At 64.2% G+C, this 20,649-nt stretch carries 17 protein-coding genes and 1 tRNA gene; 6 read left to right on the top strand and 12 right to left on the bottom strand.

Annotated elements, in window-relative coordinates:
• Nucleotides 1-37: 37 nt before the first annotated feature.
• Nucleotides 38-4,909, top strand: coding sequence for an NAD-glutamate dehydrogenase (locus RMET_RS05950; protein ID WP_011515961.1), 4,872 nt, complete (start codon nucleotides 38-40; stop codon nucleotides 4,907-4,909).
• 21 nt (nucleotides 4,910-4,930) lie between these two features.
• Here the strand turns inward: RMET_RS05950 and RMET_RS05945 are convergent, their stop codons facing one another.
• The 3 genes from RMET_RS05945 to RMET_RS05935 all read right to left on the bottom strand — a co-directional run bounded on the left by RMET_RS05945 (nucleotide 4,931) and on the right by RMET_RS05935 (nucleotide 6,196).
• Nucleotides 4,931-5,326 (bottom strand): hypothetical protein, encoded by a 396-nt coding sequence (locus tag RMET_RS05945; RefSeq protein ID WP_011515960.1) that lies wholly within the window; start codon nucleotides 5,324-5,326, stop codon nucleotides 4,931-4,933.
• 69 nt (nucleotides 5,327-5,395) lie between these two features.
• Entirely contained in the window at nucleotides 5,396-5,635 is a 240-nt protein-coding gene (locus RMET_RS05940) for a hypothetical protein (RefSeq protein ID WP_011515959.1), read from the bottom strand.
• A gap of 57 nt (nucleotides 5,636-5,692) precedes the next feature.
• Entirely contained in the window at nucleotides 5,693-6,196 is a 504-nt protein-coding gene (locus tag RMET_RS05935) for a hypothetical protein (RefSeq protein WP_035822627.1), read from the bottom strand.
• Between the two features lie 114 nt (nucleotides 6,197-6,310).
• Here RMET_RS05935 and RMET_RS05930 point away from each other — a divergent pair, with 114 nt between their 5' ends.
• Nucleotides 6,311-6,571, top strand: coding sequence for a hypothetical protein (locus RMET_RS05930; RefSeq protein WP_011515957.1), 261 nt, complete (start codon nucleotides 6,311-6,313; stop codon nucleotides 6,569-6,571).
• 4 nt (nucleotides 6,572-6,575) lie between these two features.
• Here RMET_RS05930 and eno read toward each other — a convergent pair whose 3' ends face one another.
• Nucleotides 6,576-7,853 carry a phosphopyruvate hydratase gene (eno, locus tag RMET_RS05925; RefSeq protein WP_011515956.1) on the bottom strand — a complete coding sequence of 426 codons (1,278 nt, stop codon included), beginning with the start codon at nucleotides 7,851-7,853 and terminating at the stop codon, nucleotides 6,576-6,578.
• 137 nt (nucleotides 7,854-7,990) lie between these two features.
• On the opposite strand from eno, the gene RMET_RS05920 reads away from it, so the two are divergent.
• On the top strand, nucleotides 7,991-8,872 hold the full coding sequence (locus RMET_RS05920) for a LysR substrate-binding domain-containing protein (protein ID WP_224445964.1): 882 nt from the start codon (nucleotides 7,991-7,993) through the stop codon (nucleotides 8,870-8,872).
• Here RMET_RS05920 and RMET_RS05915 read toward each other — a convergent pair.
• Both RMET_RS05915 and RMET_RS05910 read right to left on the bottom strand, forming a co-directional pair.
• Nucleotides 8,793-10,307, bottom strand: a complete 1,515-nt coding sequence (locus RMET_RS05915) for a sensor histidine kinase (protein WP_011515954.1) — start codon at nucleotides 10,305-10,307, stop codon at nucleotides 8,793-8,795. The two genes, RMET_RS05920 and RMET_RS05915, sit on opposite strands and share 80 nt — an antisense overlap.
• Nucleotides 10,304-11,047, bottom strand: coding sequence for a response regulator transcription factor (locus RMET_RS05910; protein ID WP_029308127.1), 744 nt, complete (start codon nucleotides 11,045-11,047; stop codon nucleotides 10,304-10,306). The genes RMET_RS05915 and RMET_RS05910 overlap by 4 nt, the downstream gene beginning before the upstream one ends.
• 151 nt (nucleotides 11,048-11,198) lie before the next feature.
• On the opposite strand from RMET_RS05910, the gene msrB reads away from it, so the two are divergent.
• Nucleotides 11,199-11,669: a peptide-methionine (R)-S-oxide reductase MsrB gene (gene msrB / locus RMET_RS05905; protein WP_029310210.1), complete on the top strand. Its 471-nt coding sequence runs from the start codon at nucleotides 11,199-11,201 to the stop codon at nucleotides 11,667-11,669.
• A 127-nt stretch (nucleotides 11,670-11,796) separates the two neighbouring features.
• Here the strand turns inward: msrB and RMET_RS05900 are convergent, their stop codons facing one another.
• Nucleotides 11,797-12,897, bottom strand: coding sequence for an IS5-like element ISRme1 family transposase (locus RMET_RS05900; protein WP_011515952.1), 1,101 nt, complete (start codon nucleotides 12,895-12,897; stop codon nucleotides 11,797-11,799).
• A 199-nt stretch (nucleotides 12,898-13,096) separates the two neighbouring features.
• Here RMET_RS05900 and RMET_RS05895 point away from each other — a divergent pair, with 199 nt between their 5' ends.
• Both RMET_RS05895 and msrA read left to right on the top strand, forming a co-directional pair.
• Nucleotides 13,097-14,887, top strand: coding sequence for a cytochrome c biogenesis protein DipZ (locus RMET_RS05895; protein WP_011515951.1), 1,791 nt, complete (start codon nucleotides 13,097-13,099; stop codon nucleotides 14,885-14,887).
• Between the two features lie 27 nt (nucleotides 14,888-14,914).
• Nucleotides 14,915-15,646 carry a peptide-methionine (S)-S-oxide reductase MsrA gene (msrA, locus tag RMET_RS05890; protein ID WP_011515950.1) on the top strand — a complete coding sequence of 244 codons (732 nt, stop codon included), beginning with the start codon at nucleotides 14,915-14,917 and terminating at the stop codon, nucleotides 15,644-15,646.
• A gap of 448 nt (nucleotides 15,647-16,094) precedes the next feature.
• Here the strand turns inward: msrA and RMET_RS05885 are convergent, their stop codons facing one another.
• From RMET_RS05885 to pheT, 5 genes are all read right to left on the bottom strand, one after another.
• Entirely contained in the window at nucleotides 16,095-16,748 is a 654-nt protein-coding gene (locus RMET_RS05885) for an acetyltransferase (protein ID WP_011515949.1), read from the bottom strand.
• Between the two features lie 161 nt (nucleotides 16,749-16,909).
• A tRNA-Pro gene (locus RMET_RS05880) sits at nucleotides 16,910-16,986 on the bottom strand.
• A gap of 56 nt (nucleotides 16,987-17,042) precedes the next feature.
• The gene (locus RMET_RS05875; RefSeq protein WP_011515948.1) at nucleotides 17,043-17,477 is read right to left on the bottom strand and encodes a MerR family transcriptional regulator; all 435 of its coding nucleotides are present in this window, start codon (nucleotides 17,475-17,477) and stop codon (nucleotides 17,043-17,045) included.
• Between the two features lie 179 nt (nucleotides 17,478-17,656).
• The gene (locus tag RMET_RS05870) at nucleotides 17,657-18,067 is read right to left on the bottom strand and encodes an integration host factor subunit alpha (protein ID WP_008650476.1); all 411 of its coding nucleotides are present in this window, start codon (nucleotides 18,065-18,067) and stop codon (nucleotides 17,657-17,659) included.
• Nucleotides 18,068-18,151: 84 nt separating this feature from the next.
• The gene (gene pheT, locus RMET_RS05865; RefSeq protein WP_011515947.1) at nucleotides 18,152-20,599 is read right to left on the bottom strand and encodes a phenylalanine--tRNA ligase subunit beta; all 2,448 of its coding nucleotides are present in this window, start codon (nucleotides 20,597-20,599) and stop codon (nucleotides 18,152-18,154) included.
• Between the last annotated feature and the right edge of the window lie 50 nt (nucleotides 20,600-20,649).

The raw sequence follows: 20,649 nt of genomic DNA, 5'->3' as shown, positions 1-20,649 counted from the left end.
GTGTGATCATGCACCGGCACGCCGCCGAGGAGACGCCATGCCCCCGGAAAACGAAGAAAAGGTTGCGCAGTTGCTGGATGAGTTGGTCGCGTTCGCGCACGAACGGCTGCCGGCTGCGACGTTCGGGATCGTCGAACCCCTGCTGCGGCACTACTACGACCTGGCCGATGGCGAGGACCTGCTCGCACGCAACGTGGCCGATCTCTACGGCGCCGTCATGGCGCACTGGCAGACGGCGCAGAAGTTCGTGCCGGGCACCGCTCGATTGCGCGTCTACAACCCGAACCTCGAGGAACACGGCTGGCACTCGGACCACTCCATTGTCGAGATCGTCAACGACGACATGCCGTTCCTGGTCGATTCGGTCACCACGGAGATCAACCGGCACGGACTGACGCTGCACTCGGCCATCCACCCGGTCTTTCGCGTCTGCCGCGACACGCGCGGCGGCATCGAGAGCATCGGCCTTGGCGGGGGCGAGATGGGCGCCACCAACTGCCGGCTCGAATCGTTCATCCATTTCGAAGTCGACCGCACAGGCGAGGCCACGCAACTCGAAGCCTTGCGCAATGCCATCGCGCGCGTCCTCGGCGATGTGCGGGTAGCCGTGGAAGACTGGCCGCGCATGCAACAGATTGCGCGCGACACAATCGGCGGCATGGCCCAGGCCCCAGATGCCGCCACGCCGGAGTCGGTGGAAGCACGCGCGTTCCTGGAATGGATGCTGGACGACCACTTCACGTTCCTCGGGCATCGCGACTACGAGCTGATCTCGCGCGATGGCCAGTTCTGGCTGCGCGGCGTGCCCGGCTCCGGCGCGGGCATTCTGCGCGAGGCCCTGCGCGACCCTGCGGCGGAAGACCTCACGTCCCTGCCCGCGGCCGCCCGCAGCGTCATCGAAGGCGCCACGCCGATCTTCCTGACCAAGGCCAATTCGCGCGCCACGGTGCATCGACCCGGCTACCTCGACTACGTCGGGGTCAAGCTGCTAGACGCTAACGGCAAGCTGTTCGGCGAACGCCGTTTCGTGGGCCTGTACACGTCCACGGCCTACATGGTCAGCACCAGCGAGATCCCGCTGGTACGCCGCAAGTGCGCCAACATCCTGTCGCGCGCCGGCTTCCTGACAAAGGGCCATCTGTACAAGTCCTTGATCACCATCCTGGAACAGTACCCACGCGACGACATGTTCCAGGCCGACGAAGACGAGCTGTTCGACATCACACTCGGCATCCTGCGGCTGCAGGAACACCAGCGCACGCGCCTGTTCGTTCGGCGCGACCGCTTCGACCGCTTCATCTCCTGCCTGGTGTTCGTACCGCGCGACAAGTACAACACCGACCTGCGCCAGCGCATCCAGAAGTTGCTGATGCAGGCGTTCAACGGCACGGGCTGCGAATTCACGCCACTACTGTCCGAATCCCCGCTGGCACGTATCCAGATCACGGTGCGCGGGCAGCCCGGCACGATGCCGGAGGCCGATACCCGCGAGCTCGAAGAGCGGATCGTGCAGGCCACGCGCCGCTGGCAGGACGACCTGTCCGCCGCGCTGCACGAGACGCGCGGAGAGGAGCACGGCAACAGGTTGCTGCGCCGCTATGGCGACTCGTTCCCGGCAGGCTATCGCGAGGACTATCCCGCGCGTACCGCCGTGCGCGATATCGAACTGATGGAGCACGCGCGCCAGCATCCGAACGGACTGGCCATGAACCTGTATCGCCCGATTGAAGCCGCCCCTGGCGCGTTCCGCTTCAAGGTATTCCGCGCCGGCCTGCCGATCGCGCTGTCGGCAAGCCTGCCCATGCTCGAACACCTGGGCGTGCGCGTCGACGAGGAACGTCCCTATCTGATCGAACCCGACGCCGGCGACCCGATATGGATCCACGACTTCGGCCTGGAGATCGCCGCCGACCATGAGGGCCAGCCAGTCGATATCGAGATCGAGCGCGCCAAGCCGCTGTTCGAAGACGCTTTCGGACGCGCCTGGAATGGCGAGATCGAGAACGACGACTTCAACCGGCTGGTGCTGCGGGCGGGCCTTGCCGCGCGGGACGTGACGATCCTGCGCGCCTACGCCAAGTACCTGCGCCAGGTGGGCTCCACGTTCAGCAATGCCTATATCGAACAGGCGCTGGCGGCAAACCCGCGTATCGCGGCGATGCTGGTCTCGCTGTTCGTCTCCCGCTTCGACCCGGCCGTTGCCGCCGCCGGCACACCCGACGATGCCCGCTGCCGCAAGCTGCTGGCCGATATCGAATCCGCGCTCGACCAGGTGCCGAATCTCGACGAGGATCGCATCCTGCGGCTGTTCCTCAACGTAATCAGCGCAACTGTGCGCACCAATTACTTCCATCACGACGCGGACGGTCATCCACGCCCCTACATTTCGTTCAAGTTCAATCCGGCGCTGGTACAGGGGCTGCCCGAGCCGCGACCGATGTTCGAGATCTGGGTCTACTCGCCACGGGTGGAGGGCGTGCACCTGCGCGGCGGACGCGTGGCGCGTGGCGGATTGCGATGGTCGGACCGGCGCGAGGATTTCCGCACCGAGGTGCTGGGCCTGATGAAGGCGCAGATGGTCAAGAACACGGTCATCGTGCCGGTCGGCTCGAAGGGCGGCTTCGTCGTCAAGCGGCCGCCGCCGCCCACCGATCGCGATGCGTTCCTCGCCGAAGGCGTGGCCTGCTACCAGACCTTCCTGCGCGGCCTGCTCGACCTGACCGACAACCTCGTCTCCGGCAACCTCGTGCCGCCACCCGAGGTGGTGCGTCATGACGATTCGGACCCATACCTCGTGGTGGCAGCCGACAAGGGCACGGCTACGTTCTCGGACTATGCGAACGCCATCTCGGCCGAATACGGTTTCTGGCTCGACGACGCCTTCGCCTCCGGTGGATCGGTTGGCTACGACCACAAGAAGATGGGCATCACCGCGCGCGGCGCGTGGGAAAGCGTCAAGCGGCACTTTCGGGAAATGGGCACCGATATCCAGGCCACGCCGTTCACGGTGGTCGGCGTTGGCGACATGTCTGGCGACGTGTTCGGCAACGGCATGCTGCTATCTCCCCACATCAAACTCGTGGCCGCGTTCGACCATCGCCATATCTTCCTTGACCCGGATCCGGACTGCGCGAAGAGCCTGGCCGAGCGCGCGCGCATGTTCGATCTGCCGCGTTCGAGCTGGGCCGATTACGACGCCACGCTGATTTCCGCAGGTGGCGGCATCTATCCACGCACAGCCAAGACGATCGCGCTCTCGCCGCAGGTACAGGCCGTGCTCGGCATCACGGCGGCATCGCTGCCTCCCGCCGAATTGATCCACGCGATCCTGATGGCACCGGTGGATCTGCTCTACAACGGCGGCATCGGCACCTACGTCAAGGCGAGTACCGAAACCCACCAGCAAGCCGGCGATCGCGCCAACGACCCGGTACGTGTCAACGGCAACGAACTGCGCTGCAAGGTGGTGGGCGAAGGCGGGAACCTCGGTTTCACCCAGCTCGGGCGTATCGAGTTTGCCCGCCACGGCGGCCGTATCAATACGGATGCCATTGACAATTCCGCCGGCGTCGACTGCTCCGACCACGAGGTGAATATCAAGATCCTGCTTGGCATCGTAGTGGCCGATGGCGAGATGACCGAGAAGCAACGCAACAAGCTGCTGGCCGAGATGACCGACGAGGTTGGCCTGCTGGTGCTGCAGGACAATTACTTCCAGACCCAGGCGCTCTCGGTCGCGGGCCGCGTGGCGCCGGTGCTGGTCGATGCCGAAGCGCGGCTGATCCGCTGGCTGGAACGCGCGGGCCGTCTCAACCGGCCGCTCGAGTTTCTGCCCACGGACGAGGACATCACCGAACGCAAGGCGCTGGGCGCCGGGCTGACATCACCCGAACGCGCGGTGCTGCTGGCCTACAGCAAGATGTGGCTCTACGACGAACTGCTTGCGTCCGATATCCCCGAGGATGTGCTCGTGGCCGGGCTGCTGGCCGACTACTTCCCGCAGCCGCTACGCCAGCGCTACGCGGAGGCCATGCAGCGCCATCCGCTGCGGCGCGAGATCCTGGCCACGCACCTGACCAACATGCTGGTGAACCGCGTCGGTGCCACGTTCGTCCATCACCAGATGGAGGAAACCGACGCGCGGCCCGCTGACATCGTGCGCGCCTGTCTGCTGGCCCGCGATGTGTTCGGGCTTACCGGGCTATGGGAACGGATCGACGGGCTCGACAATCGCGTCGAAGACGCCGTGCAGGCGCGCATGTTCGGCGATCTGGCGCGGCTGCTCGAACGCGCCACGCTCTGGTTCATCCGCTATCTGCGCGCGGGCGGTACCGTGGAGCCGGGCGCAGCCAGGTTCGTCGATGCGGCGCATTGGCTCACGCCACAATTGCCGACGCTGCTGCCGCCCGAGCCATCGCAGGCCATGGCCGAACGCGCCATGGCCCTGACCGAAGCCGGCGTCGACGAAGATCTGGCGCTACGTGTGGCGGCCAGCGATATCGCGGCGGCGGCGCTCGACATCGCGGAGGTCTCTGGAACATGTGGCCGCAGCCTTGGCGCCGTGGCAGGGGTCTACTTCGCCCTGGACACCGAACTCAACTTCGGATGGCTGCGCGAGCGCGCGTTGTCTCTACCCGCGGAGACGCACTGGGATCTGCTGGCACGCACGACTACGCTCGACGACCTGGGTCGGCTCAAGCGGGCGTTGACGACGAGTGTGCTGGGCCAGTCGCGCGACACGGATGACCCACAGGCGCTCATCGAGGGCTGGCGCGGCACCCGTCAGGCGGCGCTGGATCGCTATGCCCAGATGCTGGCCGACCAACGCGCCTCGGGCGTTTCAGGCGTGGCGGCCTTGTCGATGCTGTCGGTCGCGGTCAGGGAGATTGGCTTGCTCGAACGCGCCTGAATCCGGCTGCCACCAGTGGGTTCAGGCGTGACGATCCTCGTCATCGATGACGTCGTCATCGTCCATGTCGCGCAGCGGCGCCAGGCCGTCGTCATCGGAAAGGTCATCCGGCTCGCCGCCCCGCGCGCGAAACTCGAGGCCAAGCCGCAGGAACAGGTCGAACGCGTCCGCCAGCAGATGCTTCTGCCGTGGCAGCAGGCTGGCGTAGGGCATGTCGTAGATCGACTGGTGCGTGCCGCGCGCACCCTTGAGCCCGCGATCGCGCGCAATGTCGGACAGCAGGGCGGCAAAGCCCGACAGGTCCTGCGCCGCGAGCGCGGTATTGAGCACGCGCGCGATGACTTGCGGCGATGCGGCCGCCCAGCCGATGACCTCGGCGTTGGAAGCGGAGTCGTGGGATAGGTCGCTGATTTCCATGGCTGTCTTAACGGCCCCGTGCACGCTGGCTTGAGCCGCAACCGCAACGCTCCCCCTTAGGAGGGGAAGTCAGCTTCGCCGGCGCGGCGGTGTGGCGCGCTTCGCCTCGGCGCTGGGCGGCGTCTTCGCGACATGCTCGCGCGGAATCTGCTTGTAGGTGACGGCGCCATCGCGCCCTTGATTGGCCTTCAGGTGGTTACGCGCGCCGCAGAGCGGGCAGCGAAAAAGCGGGCCCTGCCCCTCGTTGTGGATATCCACCTCGTCGGGCGCCCAGCGCGCACCGCAAGACTGGTTATGGCAAACAAACATTGTCGACTCCGGAAATTGCGGCGAATCGTAACATGCGGCCCCGCCTGCGGTGGCGGCCTAGCCGTTGTTCTGGACCCAGTGCCGCGCCCATGCGCCGGCCGCCATGCGGGCCTCGGCGGCCGTGGGGTACGTGGCAGGCGGGCCACCCGCCTCCTGCACCACCGCGCCGGCTTCCCAGATATCGCACCACGCCTTGTATCGTTCCCTGCCCAGCGCCTGCCAGAACAGGTGCACGACAAACCCCCGGTATTCGAACATGTCCGAACCGCTTTCCGGCGAGATGGACGCCCGCACCATCGCGCGGGGGTCCTGCGCCGTGGCTGCGTCATCGTCATCGGCAACTTGCCGCGCGCGGCGCATCCCTAGCGCGGCGCACAGGCTGGCGGCCAACGCGCCAGCCAGAAGGCCCGCCGCGAACCAGCAGATCCTGCTCGTGAACTGCGCATCACGCTGCAACATCGGCACCTCCGTCTGCGGACGGATGTCCGGAGCTTCGTTGCGTTTCAGGTTACACCAATGCGACGTCGAAGCCAGCCCCGCGTCGCGCACGCGGTCCTCCATGAAAATCAGAATCCGGCACGTGCAATGGGTGGACAAGGTCGATATACTGTACATTCATACAGTATCGGAAATCTCCGAGACATATCCGAAACATCACTTCTCCGCCGCCCTGCCATGCCCGCCTATCAGCCTGCCTCGATCCTGCTGGAAGCCCACTACTTCGGCGACGATACCGAGATGCTGCGCCTGCCTTGCGCGAGCGTCACGGTGCAGAGCGGCGCAATTCTCGTCGACGGCGTGGAGATCCGGCAACTGCATGCGCTGCGCTGGACGCCAGACTACCTCTCGTTCAGCGATGGCGGCGACCACCATCGCTACCCGGTCAGCCGCCCCGCCGTGATCGGGCCACAGGCCGCGCGCTTCGCGCTGCTCTAGTGCTCTAGCGGCGCCGCAGCAATGCGCCCGCGTACTCGGCACGCGACCCAAGCTCGCGCTCGATGCGCAGCAGGCGGTTGTACTTGGCAGTGCGATCCGCGCGCGACATCGACCCCGTCTTGATCTGCCCGCATCGCAGCGCCACAGCAAGGTCGGCGATCGTCACATCCTCGGTTTCACCCGAACGATGCGACATCACGGCCGAATACGCGTAACCATGGGCCACGCGAACCGTCTCGCGCATCTCGCTCAGCGTGCCGATCTGGTTGGCCTTGACCAGGATGGCGTTGGCCATGCCCTGCTCTACCCCCTGCCTCAGCAAGGTCGGATGTGTGCAGAACACATCGTCGCCAACAAGCTGGCACCGCTTGCCGAGCTGCCGCGTCAGCAATTGCCAGCCCATCGCATCGTCTTCCGCCATGCCATCCTCGATCGAAACAATCGGATAGCGGTCCGCGAGGCGTACCAGATAGGCCACCTGCTCCTCGCGCGAGCGCTCGACGCCCTCGCCCTGATAGACATAGCTGCCATTGACATATAGCTCGCTGGCGGCAGGGTCGATGGCCAGCGCGATGTCCTCGCCGGGGCGATAGCCTGCCTTGGCGATGGCTGCGACCAGAATGTCCAACGCCTCCTCGGCAGCGTGAAATTCGGGCGCGAAGCCACCCTCGTCGCCCACGTTGGTGGTGTAGCCGGCAGCCTTCAGCATGGCGCGTAGCGTATGGAAAACCTCCGCGCTGGCACGTACCGCCTCGGTAAAGGTCGGTGCCCCGGCAGGCACGATCATGAATTCCTGAAAATCGAGCGCATTGTCGGCATGGGCTCCACCATTGATCACGTTGATCAGCGGCACGGGCAGCAACGAAGCGCGCTCTCCGCCAAGATAGGCGAACAGCGGCAGACCATTCGACATCGCAGCCGCGTGAGCCACGGCCAGGGACACGCCGAGCAACGCATTGGCGCCAAGCCGACGCTTATCCGGGGTGCCGTCGAGGTCGATCATGATCGTGTCGATCTCGGGTTGGTCACCGGCATCACGCCCGAGCAGTGCCTCACACAACTCGGTGTTGACGGCCTGAACCGCCCGCAACACGCCTCGCCCCAAATAGCGTCGCGGATCGGCATCGCGCAACTCCACGGCCTCGCGCGCGCCGGTCGATGCCCCCGACGGCACAATGGCACGGCCTACCGCACCGTCGTCGAGCACGACCTCCACCTCCACCGTCGGATTCCCCCGACTATCGAGCACCTCCAGCCCCCGGATCTCAGCCACCTTGCTCATTCGCGCACTCCCTTTGTGAGAAAAATGAAGATTCGTCGATCCTAAAAGGCTTTGACCAAGCTGAATATCGCGTTATTTTCCTCAATTCGTCAGCTTTTCTCACATAGCCGGAGCGTACGGTGCGAACCCTACCCCCAATGTCAACCTTGCGCGCGTTCGAGGCCACGGCCCGTACGGGCTCCGTGACCCGCGCCGCCGAAGAGCTATTTCGCACGCACGGTGCAGTCAGCCGGCAGTTGCGCCAACTGCAGGAACATGCGGGCGTGGAGCTATTCGAGCGCGAGGGGACCGGCCTGCGCCTGAACGAGCACGGCCAGGCGCTCTATGAGGTGGTACGCACGGCGCTGGACCAACTCGAACAAGGTTACGGTCGTCTGCTCGACCAAGCGCGCGGGCCGACGCTGCACGTGGCATGTAGCGCGACCTTCGCAATGCGCTGGCTGGTACCCGAATTGGTCGATTTCTATCGGCTGCGGCCCGATATCCGTATCCGGCTCTCGATGACATCGGCGCGCGAGATCCGCACCGAAGGCGCAGACGTGGTAATTGCCTGGGACCTGTCGTCGTACCCCGCCGCCGAACGGCAACGCGCGATCCCGTTGGCGCCGGTCGCCTTCGGCCCGGTCTGCGCGCCCGCCTATGCACCGGAAGTGGCCACCGGCGCGCGCATCACGCACGATTTCACATCGAGCGCTTGGGACCAGTGGGAAGCGCTGACCGGTCACCACATCGCACCCGGCGCAGGGTTGACGTTTCCGCACACGCATCTTTGCATCCAGGCCGCCCTGTCGGGGCTGGGCGTGGCGCTGATCGAACAACGGCTGATCCAGGCGGAACTGGCAGCAGGCACCCTCGTGGCACCCTTCGGATTCACCGCGTTTGGCGGCGGTCTGATGGCGGTCCCGGCCACGCGAGACGTGCCGGCCGATGCCGACGTGTTTATCGCGTGGCTGCAGCGTCGGCTATTGCCGCCGGTCGACTCTCGCGCCCCGCGACAGGCAGGACAAACCGGAGCGTAGTGCCCACCTGCCCCTCCACCAGCCGCGCCTGACTGCCGTTCAACTGGAGCATTCGCTGCACGATCAGCAGACCGAGGCCGCCGCCCCGGTGCGCGCCGCCCGATGGAAACGGCCGCTGGAACAGCGACTCGCGCAAGGCCGGCGGAATCCCCGGCCCCGTATCGCTGACCGTCACCGCCACGCTGCCATTCTGGCTGGTCAGGTCGACTTCGACAGTGCCACCCACCGGTGTATGGCGAATCGCGTTGTCGAGCAGGTTCGTCAGCACGCGTTCGATCATGCCGAGGTCGGCGGTGACGGCAGGCAGCACAGGCGGCACGCCGGCGCGCAATTGCAGATGCTTGGCCTCGGCCGGCAGGGCGAATTTCTCGAGCACGTCCTGTGTCAGGTCGACGATCGAGAATGTCTCGGGCATCGCCTGGACCATGCCGTGTTCGAGCCGCGCCAGTTCGAACAGCGACTGCGCCAGCCCGCCCACCTTGGCGCTCTGCGCCAGCGCGATGGCAAGGTAGCGCTGGCGTTCCTCGGCGCTGAGCTTGTCCGCCTTCAGCGAGAGCGTTTCCAGATACCCGTGCAGCGACGTCAGCGGTGTGCGCAAGTCGTGCGAGATATTGGCCACCATCTCGCGCCGCTCCTGATCCTGCTGCTTGAGCGCGCGCCATTGTGTCTCGATCCGGTCGGCCATCTGACGGAACGCCGTGCGTAGCGCGGCGATCTCGTCGCGCTGCATCGGCTCTTGTATCCGGTCGGCAGCTCCGGCACCCGGGATGCCGGATCTCCGCAAATCGCCGGCATCACCCGAATCAAATTGCCGGATCTCTAGCGTCAGGCGTCGCAGCGGGCGCGTGATCAGGCCGAAAGCCACCAGACCCGCCACCAGCCCGAGCGCGGCCACCAACGCCATCGACCAGAGCGTGGTCCGCATGACCGCGTCGCGCGATGCCAGCGCGGCCAGCTTGTCATGCGCCTCGCCCTGCAGCACCACGTAGATATAGCCGCCCTGCCGCAACGGCGCCGCGCTGAACACCTTCCGCCCGCTGTCGCTGCGCGGGTCGTCGCCAAAGATCGGCAGCGCCCCACCGTCGATCAGCTTCTTCACCGGCGCCAGGTTCACGTGATCGCGCACCAGGTGGCCGGCCGGCGCATCGTGCCCGCGAATGCGCCCCTGATCGTCGAGCAGATAGACCTCAACACTAGGATTCACGACCATCAACTGCCCGAAGAGCTGGCGCAATGCCTGCGGCGCGATGGCGCTCTGATCCTCCAGCAGCGCATTGCGCGCGATGTATGCGGCGAGCCCGCGCGATATGTCCTGGACCACCTCTTTCTCATGCATCGCGTTGGCCCGCACCTGCAGCCAGGCGGAGGCCCCGCAGCAGGCCAGCAACAACGCGGCGAAAACGGCGGACAGCCGTTGTGTCAGGGACAGGTTCACGATGCTTCCCCTTCGTCCTGCGCGGCGTCGGCTTGCGGATCGGCCACGAACCGATAGCCGCGCCGCCACACAGTCAGGATGCGCTTCGGCTGCGCCGGATCGACCTCGATCTTGGTGCGCAGCCGGTTGATATGCGTGTTCACCGTGTGCTCGTAACCCTCGTGCTGGTAGCCCCACACCGCGTTGAGCAAGTCCATGCGGGAGAACACCTTGTCCGGATGGCGCGCGAAGTAGTACAGCAGGTCGAACTCGCGCGGGGTCAGGTCGAGGCGCTTGCCGTCGACAGCGGCCTCTCGCGCGAGAGGATCAATGGCCAGTCCGGCCAGCTCCAGACTGCCGGCATCGGCCCGCACATCGCGCGCCATTGCCTCCACTCGACGCAGCAGCGCCTTGACGCGCGCCACCAGCTCCAGCACCGAGAACGGCTTGGCCAGATAGTCGTCGGCACCGAGTTCGAGCCCCAGGATGCGATGCACCTCGCTGGAACGCGCGCTGGTGATGATGATCGGCGTGTAGCGCGTCATCGCCCGGGCCCGGCGGCAGATCTCGAGACCATCCACGCCGGGCAGCATCAGGTCCAGCACCAGCGCATCCCAACCGCCCTGCTCCAGCAGGCGCAGCCCCTCGGCGCCATCGGCGCTATGCACGACTTCGTAGCGCTCGTCGCGCAGGTGCATGGCCAGCACGTTGGCGATACCGACATCGTCTTCGACCAGCAGGATGCGTTTGGCGTGTTCCATGGTGCGGCGGCTTGGCCCTCGGTTCTGAACTGGCTCTATTGTGCAGAAATCCGCCATTCCAGTTATCACGAATTGTTTAAGGTTTGGCGAGGACTCCGCCATGGATGGTTGCCTACCATGCGTTCAACCCATCCCGAGCACGGAGACCACCATGCGCATCACCAGACGCTTTCTGCTTTCGGGCGGCTCGCTGACCGCTACGCTTGCCGCCGTCGGCGGCTGGCGGCTGCTGGCCGCCGGCAATGCCAACGCCGCCGGAAGCGGCGCCCAATCCTTCGAAGTCACATTGAGCGATGAGGCGTGGCGCCAGAAGCTGACGCCGGCCCAGTACACGGTACTGCGCCACGAAGGCACCGAGCGCCCCTTCAGCAGCCCACTCAATGATGAGCATCGCAAGGGCGTTTTCTCGTGCGCGGGCTGCCAGCTCGACCTGTTCTCGTCGTCAACCAAGTTCGACAGCGGCACTGGTTGGCCGAGCTTCTGGGCGCCGCTGGCCAACGCAGTGGGCACCACCGAGGACCGCACGTTCGGCATGGTGCGCACGGCAGTGCATTGCCGCCGATGCGGTGGCCACCTTGGCCACGTGTTCGACGACGGCCCTAACAGGCTGCTGAAGTACTAGCCGCATAAAAGCGAAGCTTCCCTCTGCAAGGCTGATGGGCTCGCTATTTTTCACAATCCGGAAGCTGATCGTCACTTCACCGACTTTTTCGTTGATTTGGCGACCGTTTCCGGCCTCATTGCCGCGATTACTGCAACTGCGGACGGATTTGTCCCAGCGAACGCATGCGCACGAGGTTGTAGGCGGCCATGCTCAGCACAAACATTTGATCGACCTTCTTTAGTCCGCGCACCATCACCTGGCGCATGCGCCCAACGGTCTTGGCCCATCCAAAGCCTTGTTCAATCAGCTTGCGCTTCTGCTGTGAGATGGCATAACCCTTGGTGCCTGCAATGGCGTCGGGAACGGCCGAGCGGCGGCCAGAGGTGTTTTGTGCGACGTGCGGCGTCACCTTCAACTCCAGGCAGGCTTGAATGAACTCGTGCGCGTCGTAGCCCTTGTCCGCACCCACGGTGACTTCCACATTCAGGTCCTCAATCACCTGCCTGGCATCGTTGAGCATGACCTTCGCGGCCTCGCGCTCGGCGTGTCCGTCCGCATTGGTCACCATGGCGCTCACCACCAGGCCGTGGCGGTTGTCGCTCAGGGTATGACCCATGTAACGCAGTTCACTGGCGGTTTTGCCCTTGCGGTACAGCTTGGCATCGGGATCGGTTTTGGACTCGTGCGTCTCGTTGCTGCGCTTTTCACCCTTGAAGTCAGCACCGTCGTTATCGTCTTGGTCGTCGCCATCCTTGCGTACAAAGCTCTTGTGGCCAGCCCACGCCTTAATCAACGTGCCGTCGACGCTGAAGTGCTCGCCCGACAGCCAGTCCTTCTTCTGCGCGATGGCCAGCACTTCGTTGAAGAAGTCGATCACAGCATCGTGCTTGATCAGCCGTTCCCGGTTCTTGCTGAAGACGCTGGGCACCCAGACCACATCATCCATCGCCAGGCCAATGAACCAGCGAAACAGCAAGTTGTAGTGCGTCTGTTCCATGAGCTGGCGCTCCGACCGGACGCTGTAGAGCACCTGCAGCAGCATGGCCCGCAGCAACTTCTCCGGCGCGATGCTGGGCCGGCCACCCTTGATATCGGCCTCGTACATTTGCGCGAACAGCCGATCCATCTTCGCCAGCGCCTGGTTCGCCATGGTGCGGATCGCGCGCAGGGGGTGGGACTTCGGCACGAAATCTTCCAGCCGCCGCATGGTGAACAAACTTTCGGTGAAGGTGTCAGCGCCGCGCATGAACGTGGGATTGTATGGAGTCCTCAGATTAACGATTCAGCAAGTCGTCGCGCTGACGTTCGCTGCCGGTATTTCAGCAGCCTGCTAAGCCTACGGGACTGCGCTACTGCATGAACGGCGTAGCCATGACGTTCCGCCCCGTATCCGCCTGACCAGGCCCATCGCAGACCCTTCGCAGACCTATCGCGGACCCATTGCCATGCTCCTACTGATCCTCTCCTACCTGGGTGGCGCGCTCACGATCCTGAGCCCCTGCATCCTGCCCGTACTGCCGTTCGTGTTCGCGCGCGCCGATCAACCATTCGCGCGCAGCGGCCTGCCTCTGCTGGCCGGCATGGGCCTCACCTTCGCCGGCGTGGCCACGCTCGCCGCGGTCGGTGGCGGCTGGGTCGCTCAAGCCAACCAGTATGGCCGCTGGCTCGCCATCGCCCTACTGGCCGTGTTCGGACTGACGCTGCTGCTGCCCCGGCTTGCCGAACGCCTGATGCGGCCGCTGGTGAATGCCGGTAGCCGGCTGTCAAACTTCGCGCAGGCCGACGGCAAGCCTGCCAGCCCTGCATCGTCGTTCCTGCTCGGCATTGCCACCGGCCTGCTGTGGGCGCCATGCGCGGGCCCGATCCTCGGCCTCGTGCTGACCGGCGCCGCCCTTCAGGGTGCAAGCCTGGGCACGACGCTGCTGCTGTTGGCCTACGCCGCAGGCGCGGCCACATCGTTGGCGGTGGCTCTGTTGATCGGCGGACGCGTATTCACCGCGATGAAGCGTTCGCTCGACGCTGGCGAATGGGTTCGCCGGGGGATCGGCGTGGCGATGCTGGCCGGCGTGGCGGCAATCGCGCTCGGACTCGACACGGGCATCCTGACACGCGTCTCGACCGTGGCCACCGGCGGCCTGGAGCAGCGCCTGGTCGACGCACTGGGACACAAGGACCGTAGCGGCGGCGCGATGATGGCCGCCACCAGCCTTCCAGCAGAAGGCGGAGCCATGATGATGCGAGCCGTCGACCGCCCCGCCACGCTGCCAGTGGAAGGCCAGTTCCCGGGCCTCAATGGCGCGGTGGAATGGCTCAACTCGCCGCCGCTGACTGCGGAAGCTTTGCGCGGCAGGGTCGTGCTGGTCGATTTCTGGACGTACTCGTGCATCAACTGCCTGCGCACGTTGCCCTACGTAAAGGCCTGGGCGGAGAAATACCGGGATCAAGGCCTGGTCGTCATCGGCGTCCATGCCCCCGAGTTTGCGTTCGAACGCAATATCGACAACGTCCGCAAGGCCACGAAAGATCTCGGCGTGACCTACCCGGTGGCCATCGACAATAACTACGCGATCTGGCGCGCGTTCAACAACAACTACTGGCCGGCGCATTACTTCATCGACGCCCAGGGACGCGTGCGCTTCCATCATTTCGGCGAAGGCGAATACGAGAAATCGGAAGCCGTGATCCGGCAACTGCTGGCCGAAGCGGGGCACGCGGACGTGACGAAGGTGGCAATGACCGCGGACAACGCCATGCACGGCGTGGAGATGCCCGCCGATGCCAGCACGCTACGTTCGCAGGAAACCTATGTGGGCTACGCCCGTGCCGAGAACTTCGCGTCTCCGGGTGGCGCCAGGCCGGATCAATCGAAGGATTACGCTGCGCCGGCCCACCCCACGCTCAATGAGTGGGGCCTGGCGGGCAACTGGAAGGTTGGCGAGGAACAGGCAACGCTGGAACAGGCCAGCGGGAAGATCGTCTATCGCTTCCACGCCCGCGACCTGCACCTGGTGCTCGGCCCGGCTGCGGACGGCAAGCCAGTGCGCTTCCGCGTGACGATCGACGGCAAGGTCCCGGGCGCATCGCACGGCACCGATGTCGCCGCGGATGGCAGCGGGACCGTCACCGGACAGCGCCTGTATCAACTCGTACGCCAGCAAGGCGACGTCGCCGATCGCACGTTCGCCATCGAATTCCTCGACCCCGGCGTGCAGGCCTATGCGTTCACGTTCGGCTGATCTACGCTTCCTTCAAGGAGTCTGACCATGGATGCCATGACAACACTGCAACGCTGGACCCGCCCCACCGCGCTGAAGCTCGCAAGCTTGGCCGTGCTGATGGTGGCGGCCGCAATGTGGGAGCTACCCGCGATCTCGGCCGAGGCCGCCGTGAAGATCCCCGCGCCGGCCGTCGACGAAAAAGCCGGCACGAGCCATACCGAGACCGCGGTATTCGCCGGTGGATGCTTCTGGGGCGTGCAAGGCGTGTTCCAACATGTCCGCGGCGTTACACGGGTAACGTCCGGTTACTCTGGCGGCTCGGCCAGCAACGCCCAATACGAGATGGTGGGCACCGGCATGACCGGACACGCGGAGTCGGTCGAAATCCGCTACGACCCCACCCAGATCAGCTACGGCAAGCTGCTGCAGATCTTCTTCTCGGTCGCGCACAATCCTACGCAACTGAACTATCAGGGGCCCGATCACGGTACGCAGTACCGCTCGGCGATCTTCCCGCGCTCGCCGGTGCAACGCTCGATTGCCGAGGCGTATATCACCCAGCTCGACACGTCGAAAGCGTACCGCGCGCCGATCGTCACGCGCGTCGAGGATTACAAGGGGTTCTTTCCGGCCGAGAACTATCACCAGGATTTTCTCGTCAAGAATCCGAGCTATCCGTACATCGTCATCAATGACCTGCCGAAGATCGGCAATCTGAAAACGATGTTCCCGGACGTGTATCGGAATGATGCGGTGCTGGTATCGAAGGGAGGTTGAAGCGATCGGTGAGAGATGGCGCCAGGGTCAACCCAGCACCTTGACCGCTATCGTCAGGAACCAGCCGGCAGCCAGGCAAGCCCCCACCCATCCAAAACCAATCAGAAATATGTCTCGCCAGTTCATCCGTTCCTACTCCGACAGCGCAAGCTGCCGTGTCGATGCAATGGGGAAAGGCTAGTCGATGACAGGGTGAGAACCTATGTCCGAAATGTAAGGAAGGATTGCAGCGTGCTGCGCTTATTTCGGACAGCGTTACAAGATGAAAGAAAGCGAAAGGCCTGACAGGTTTCCCGTCAGGCCTTTCGCTTTCCATCTGGGGTAAGAGGTGTTCCTACCCCGCATTCTTGCCGCTCGCATTTACAACGCGAGTGCCGGCATCGTGTTTCCTTCGGAAACAGGGGCCAACATCAGTTGGCAGCCCTTGCCGCAAATCGCCGAACGGAAGTCACTCCTTGACGCGTGCAGGATTGCCAACGACCACCGCGCCAGGCGGAACGTCTTTGGTAACCACGGCGCCCATGCCGACGATTGCACCTTTACCAATGCGCAGCGGCTTTTCAGGCGTCCCCTGCTTGATCACCGCGCCTGTACCGACATACACGTCATCCTCAAGGATCACATTACCGTTCACGCAGGCCTTGGGTGCCAGCGTCACGAAGTCACCGACCACACAATCATGCGCCACGTAGGAATAGATGTTTGCGTGGAAGTGACGTCCAATCCTGACGTTGGACGTCACCATGGAGAAATCGCAGAAAATGGCGCCATCGCCAAGACTGACCTCATCGAGGAATCTGGCCGACGGTGCGCTGACGCTCGCGAACTTCAGGCCCGCCGCCTCGCACTTGGCAACAATCGCCCGGCGCACGGTGCTGGAGCCAACCGCAACAACTACCAAGCGATCGGATTGCTTCGACTGAAGCTCGTCAAAGGAAATAACGTGAATCCCGTTCTTGATGGTCCCGATGTTGGAGACATCATCGTCTACAAAAACAACGGCCTCATTCAAAGTGCCAGAACCAATGCGACGTGCTGTATCTCTGGCAATAGGAGCGACTTCTCGACCGAATCCGCTGCAGCCGTAAATGGCGATACGCATAGGTACTCTCCTCTGTTTTTCTGGACGTGCGTTTTTAGCATACTGAAGCCAGCCTGTCGACGGCGCTATTGACTCTCAGATTCCAAACCTTCCATTTGCGGGACCGACAGCAACAAATGACAAAAAGGCCTGACAGGAAACCTGTCAGGCCTTTCATTTTCTGGTCGGGGCGAGAGGATTTGAACCTCCGACCACCTGCACCCCATGCAGGTACGCTACCAGGCTGCGCTACGCCCCGAAGAAGGGAGAGTATATCACCGTCAATTCGACGATGGCTAGTAGTTCCAAGCCAATTTATTGGTGCCGTGCGATCTCTTTCAATTGCGCCAGCAGGTGCTGCACTTCGACCAGGTCGTTGCGCAGCGCATTCAGGTCAACAGAAAGCACAGGTGTTTCCTCCACGGCAACCTGAACCTCACTGGGCTCGGCACCCCCAGCGACGCCAGCGCCGTGATGGCGCCCTTCGTCGAGGCGGTTGCGCGCGCCGTTGATCGTGAAGCCTTGCTCGTACAGCAGATCGCGAATCCGGCGAATCAGCAGGACTTCGTGATGCTGGTAGTAACGGCGATTGCCGCGTCGCTTCACGGGCTTGAGCTGGGTGAATTCCTGTTCCCAGTAGCGCAGCACATGCGGCTTGACGGCGCAGAGCTCGCTGACCTCACCGATTGTGAAGTAGCGTTTTGCGGGAATCGGCGGCAGCGCGACGCGCTCGCTGGATTTTTCCGTCATGCGTTGGGTAGTCTGATGTCAGGCCGTGGACCAGAGCCGGTTGGCTCGGTTGGACGCGAACTGCGCGCGGCATTGCAGCATACAGACTGCAATCGCCGCGGGCAATCACCCGGTTGCGCGTCGTTACAGATGTGTGGCTGCCGCGACGATACTGCCCGTGCGGCACATGCCCTCGCGCGTCAGGCTTCCAGGCCCGCGCGCTCCTCCACCTGTGCCTTGAGCTTTTGGCTGGCGTGGAACGTCACCACACGGCGCGCCGTGATCGGGATGATCTCTCCCGTCTTGGGGTTGCGGCCGGGACGTTGCGCCTTGTCGCGCAACTGGAAGTTGCCGAAGCCTGACAGCTTGACGCTGTCGCCGCGCTCCAACGCTTCTCGAATCACGTCGAAGAACGCTTCGACCATGTCTTTCGATTCGCGCTTGTTCAGGCCAACCTGATCGAACAGCATCTCTGCAAGTTCGGCTTTAGTCAGGGTAGGCACCTCGGCGGCACGGGCTTCCGGCGATGCGTCGTCGAGGGAGGCAGCGTGCCGGTCGCTTGCATCGCCCAGGTCTGCAGCATTCATGGAAATCGTGTCTCGATCGTTCATCCTAGATCGCTCTGTAAAATCTGCCGCGATCCGCCCGGGGGCTGTGCCCGGGCGCTCCAATTGAAGGTGGACTGCCTGATTCGCTTAAGCGCGCAGGCGGGCGTCGAAGCCTGCCGTCAGCGCGTCGATCATGCAGCGCACCGCACTGTCGACTGTCTCGTCCTGGAGGGTCGACCCAGTATCTTGCAACGTTACGCGGAACGCAAGGCTTTTCTCGTCAGCGCCAATGGCCGCCGACGCGGCCTTCGGCCGGAACTCGTCGAACAGCACGAGGCTCTGGACGAAATGGCCGAAGCCGCCCTTGTCCAGCGCCGCGCGCATGGCGTCCAGCATGTCTTGCGCACGCAGCGACTGCTTCACGACCACAGCCAGATCGCGAACCGCGGCCGGGAACTTCGAAATCTCCGTGTACACCGGCAGACCTACACCGCGCAGCGCGTCAAGTTCGAGTTCGAACAGCACCGGCGCCTGCGTCAGCTCGTACTTCTGCAGCCAGCGAGGATGGAGTTCACCTACCACGCCGACAGCCTTGCCATCGACGATCACACGCGCGGCGCGACCCGGGTGCAGCGCGGGATGCGCCACTGGTTCGAAGCGCGGCACGCGCGGGTGGAACAGCGCTTCCACATCGCCCTTGATGTCGAAGAAATCGACCGGACGCGTGGCCACGCCCCACTGCTCATCGAACGCCGGGCCGTAGGCGATACCAGCAGCCATCATCGGCTGGTGGTAGCCGGCAACAGTCAGGCCGCCGTCGACCACCTTCGGATCGCGGTGGAACACGCGGCCCACCTCGAACAGGCGCACGCGCGAAGCCTTGCGGTTAAGGTTGTAGCGAACCTTGTCGAGCAGACCACCGATCATCGTGGAACGCATCACGGCCAGTTGGCTCGCAATCGGATTCAGCAGCCGGATCGGGTTGTTGTTGTCCGCGAAGTCCTGCTCCCACTGCTCTTCCACGAAGGCGAAGTTGATCACCTCGTTGAAGTCGCGCGCGGCCAGCGCGTGGCGCACCACGTGTTGCGAGCGGCGGCCTTCGTTGGTCGGACGCATTTCGCTTTCGGCCACAGGCGGGCGGGCCGGAATACGCTCGAAGCCATAGATACGCGCGACTTCCTCGATCAGGTCTTCCTCGATCTCGATGTCGAAGCGATAGCTCGGCGGCGTGACTTCGAACACCTCGCCTTCGTCGCCTTGCGAGCGCGTGAACGACAGGTTCAGGCGCTGGAAGACGTCAGCGATCTCCGCCGACGACAGTTCGATACCCAGCACGCGCTCGGCACGCGCCACGCGCAGCTTCACGGGCTGGCGCTGCGGCACATTGACGGTCTGGTCGTCCACCGGGCCGGCCTGACCACCGCAGATGTCGAGAATCAGCGCGGTGATGCGTTCGATATGCTCGACGGTGGTGGCGTAGTCCACGCCACGCTCGAAACGATGCGCGGCATCGGTCGAGAAGTTGTAGCGGCGCGCGCGGCCCTGGATGGCGTTGGGCCACCAGAATGCGGCTTCCAGGTAGATATTGGTCGTGTCGAGCGAAACGGCAGTGCTGTCGCCGCCCATGATGCCGGCCAGGCTCTCGATCTCCTTGTCGTCGGAAATCACGCCCACCTGCTCGTCCACCTCGACGGTATTGCCGTTGAGCAGCTTGAGCTGTTCGCCCTTGCGGCCCCAGCGCACATCCAGGCCGCCGTGGATCTTGTCCAGATCGAACACATGCGACGGACGGCCTAACTCGAGCATCACGTAGTTCGAGATGTCGACCAACGCCGAGATACTGCGCTGCCCCGAGCGCTCCAGACGCTGCACCATCCATGCAGGCGTGGCCGCGCGTGCGTTCACGCCGCGGATGATCCGGCCCGAGAAGCGGCCGCACAGGTCCGGCGAGGAGATCTTGACGGGCAGCTTGTCCTGGATCGTCACGGCTACTGGCGACATGTCCGGCAGCGTCAGCGCGGCGCCGGTCAGCGCCGACACTTCGCGCGCAACACCATGGATCGACAGGCAGTCGGCCTTGTTCGGCGTCAGCTTGATCGTGAAGACCTGATCATCGAGATCAAGGTACTGGCGAATGTCCTGACCCACCGGCGCGTCGTCCGGCAGGACCAGCAGGCCACCGTGATCTTCGGACAGCTTCAGTTCGCGTGCCGAGCACAACATGCCAAAGCTATCCACGCCGCGCAGCTTGCCGACCTTGATCTCGAACGGCTTGCCGCCCTCTTCGCCCGGCGGCAGCACTGCGCCGACCAGCGCGCACGGCACAACGATGCCGGGCGTGACGTTGGGTGCGCCGCAAACGATCTGCAGCGTTTCGCCGGTGCCGGCATCCACCTGGCACACGTTCAGGCGGTCGGCGTTGGGATGGCGTTCGGTGGCCAGCACGCGGGCCACCACGATCTTCGTGAACGGCGGCGCAACGGGGCCCACTTCTTCCACTTCGAGCCCGGCCATGGTCAGGCTGTGCGACAGCGCGTCGGTGGAGATCTTTTCAGGGTTGGCGAACGTGCGAAGCCAGGATTCCGAGAATTGCATGGCGCTTCTGATCCGGTAGGTATTCTGAGTTGTCTGGGACGTTGGAGCTG

The organism is Cupriavidus metallidurans CH34 (assembly GCF_000196015.1).
Lineage (GTDB): Bacteria > Pseudomonadota > Gammaproteobacteria > Burkholderiales > Burkholderiaceae > Cupriavidus > Cupriavidus metallidurans.
This window is presented reverse-complemented; position numbering and strand designations above follow the sequence as displayed.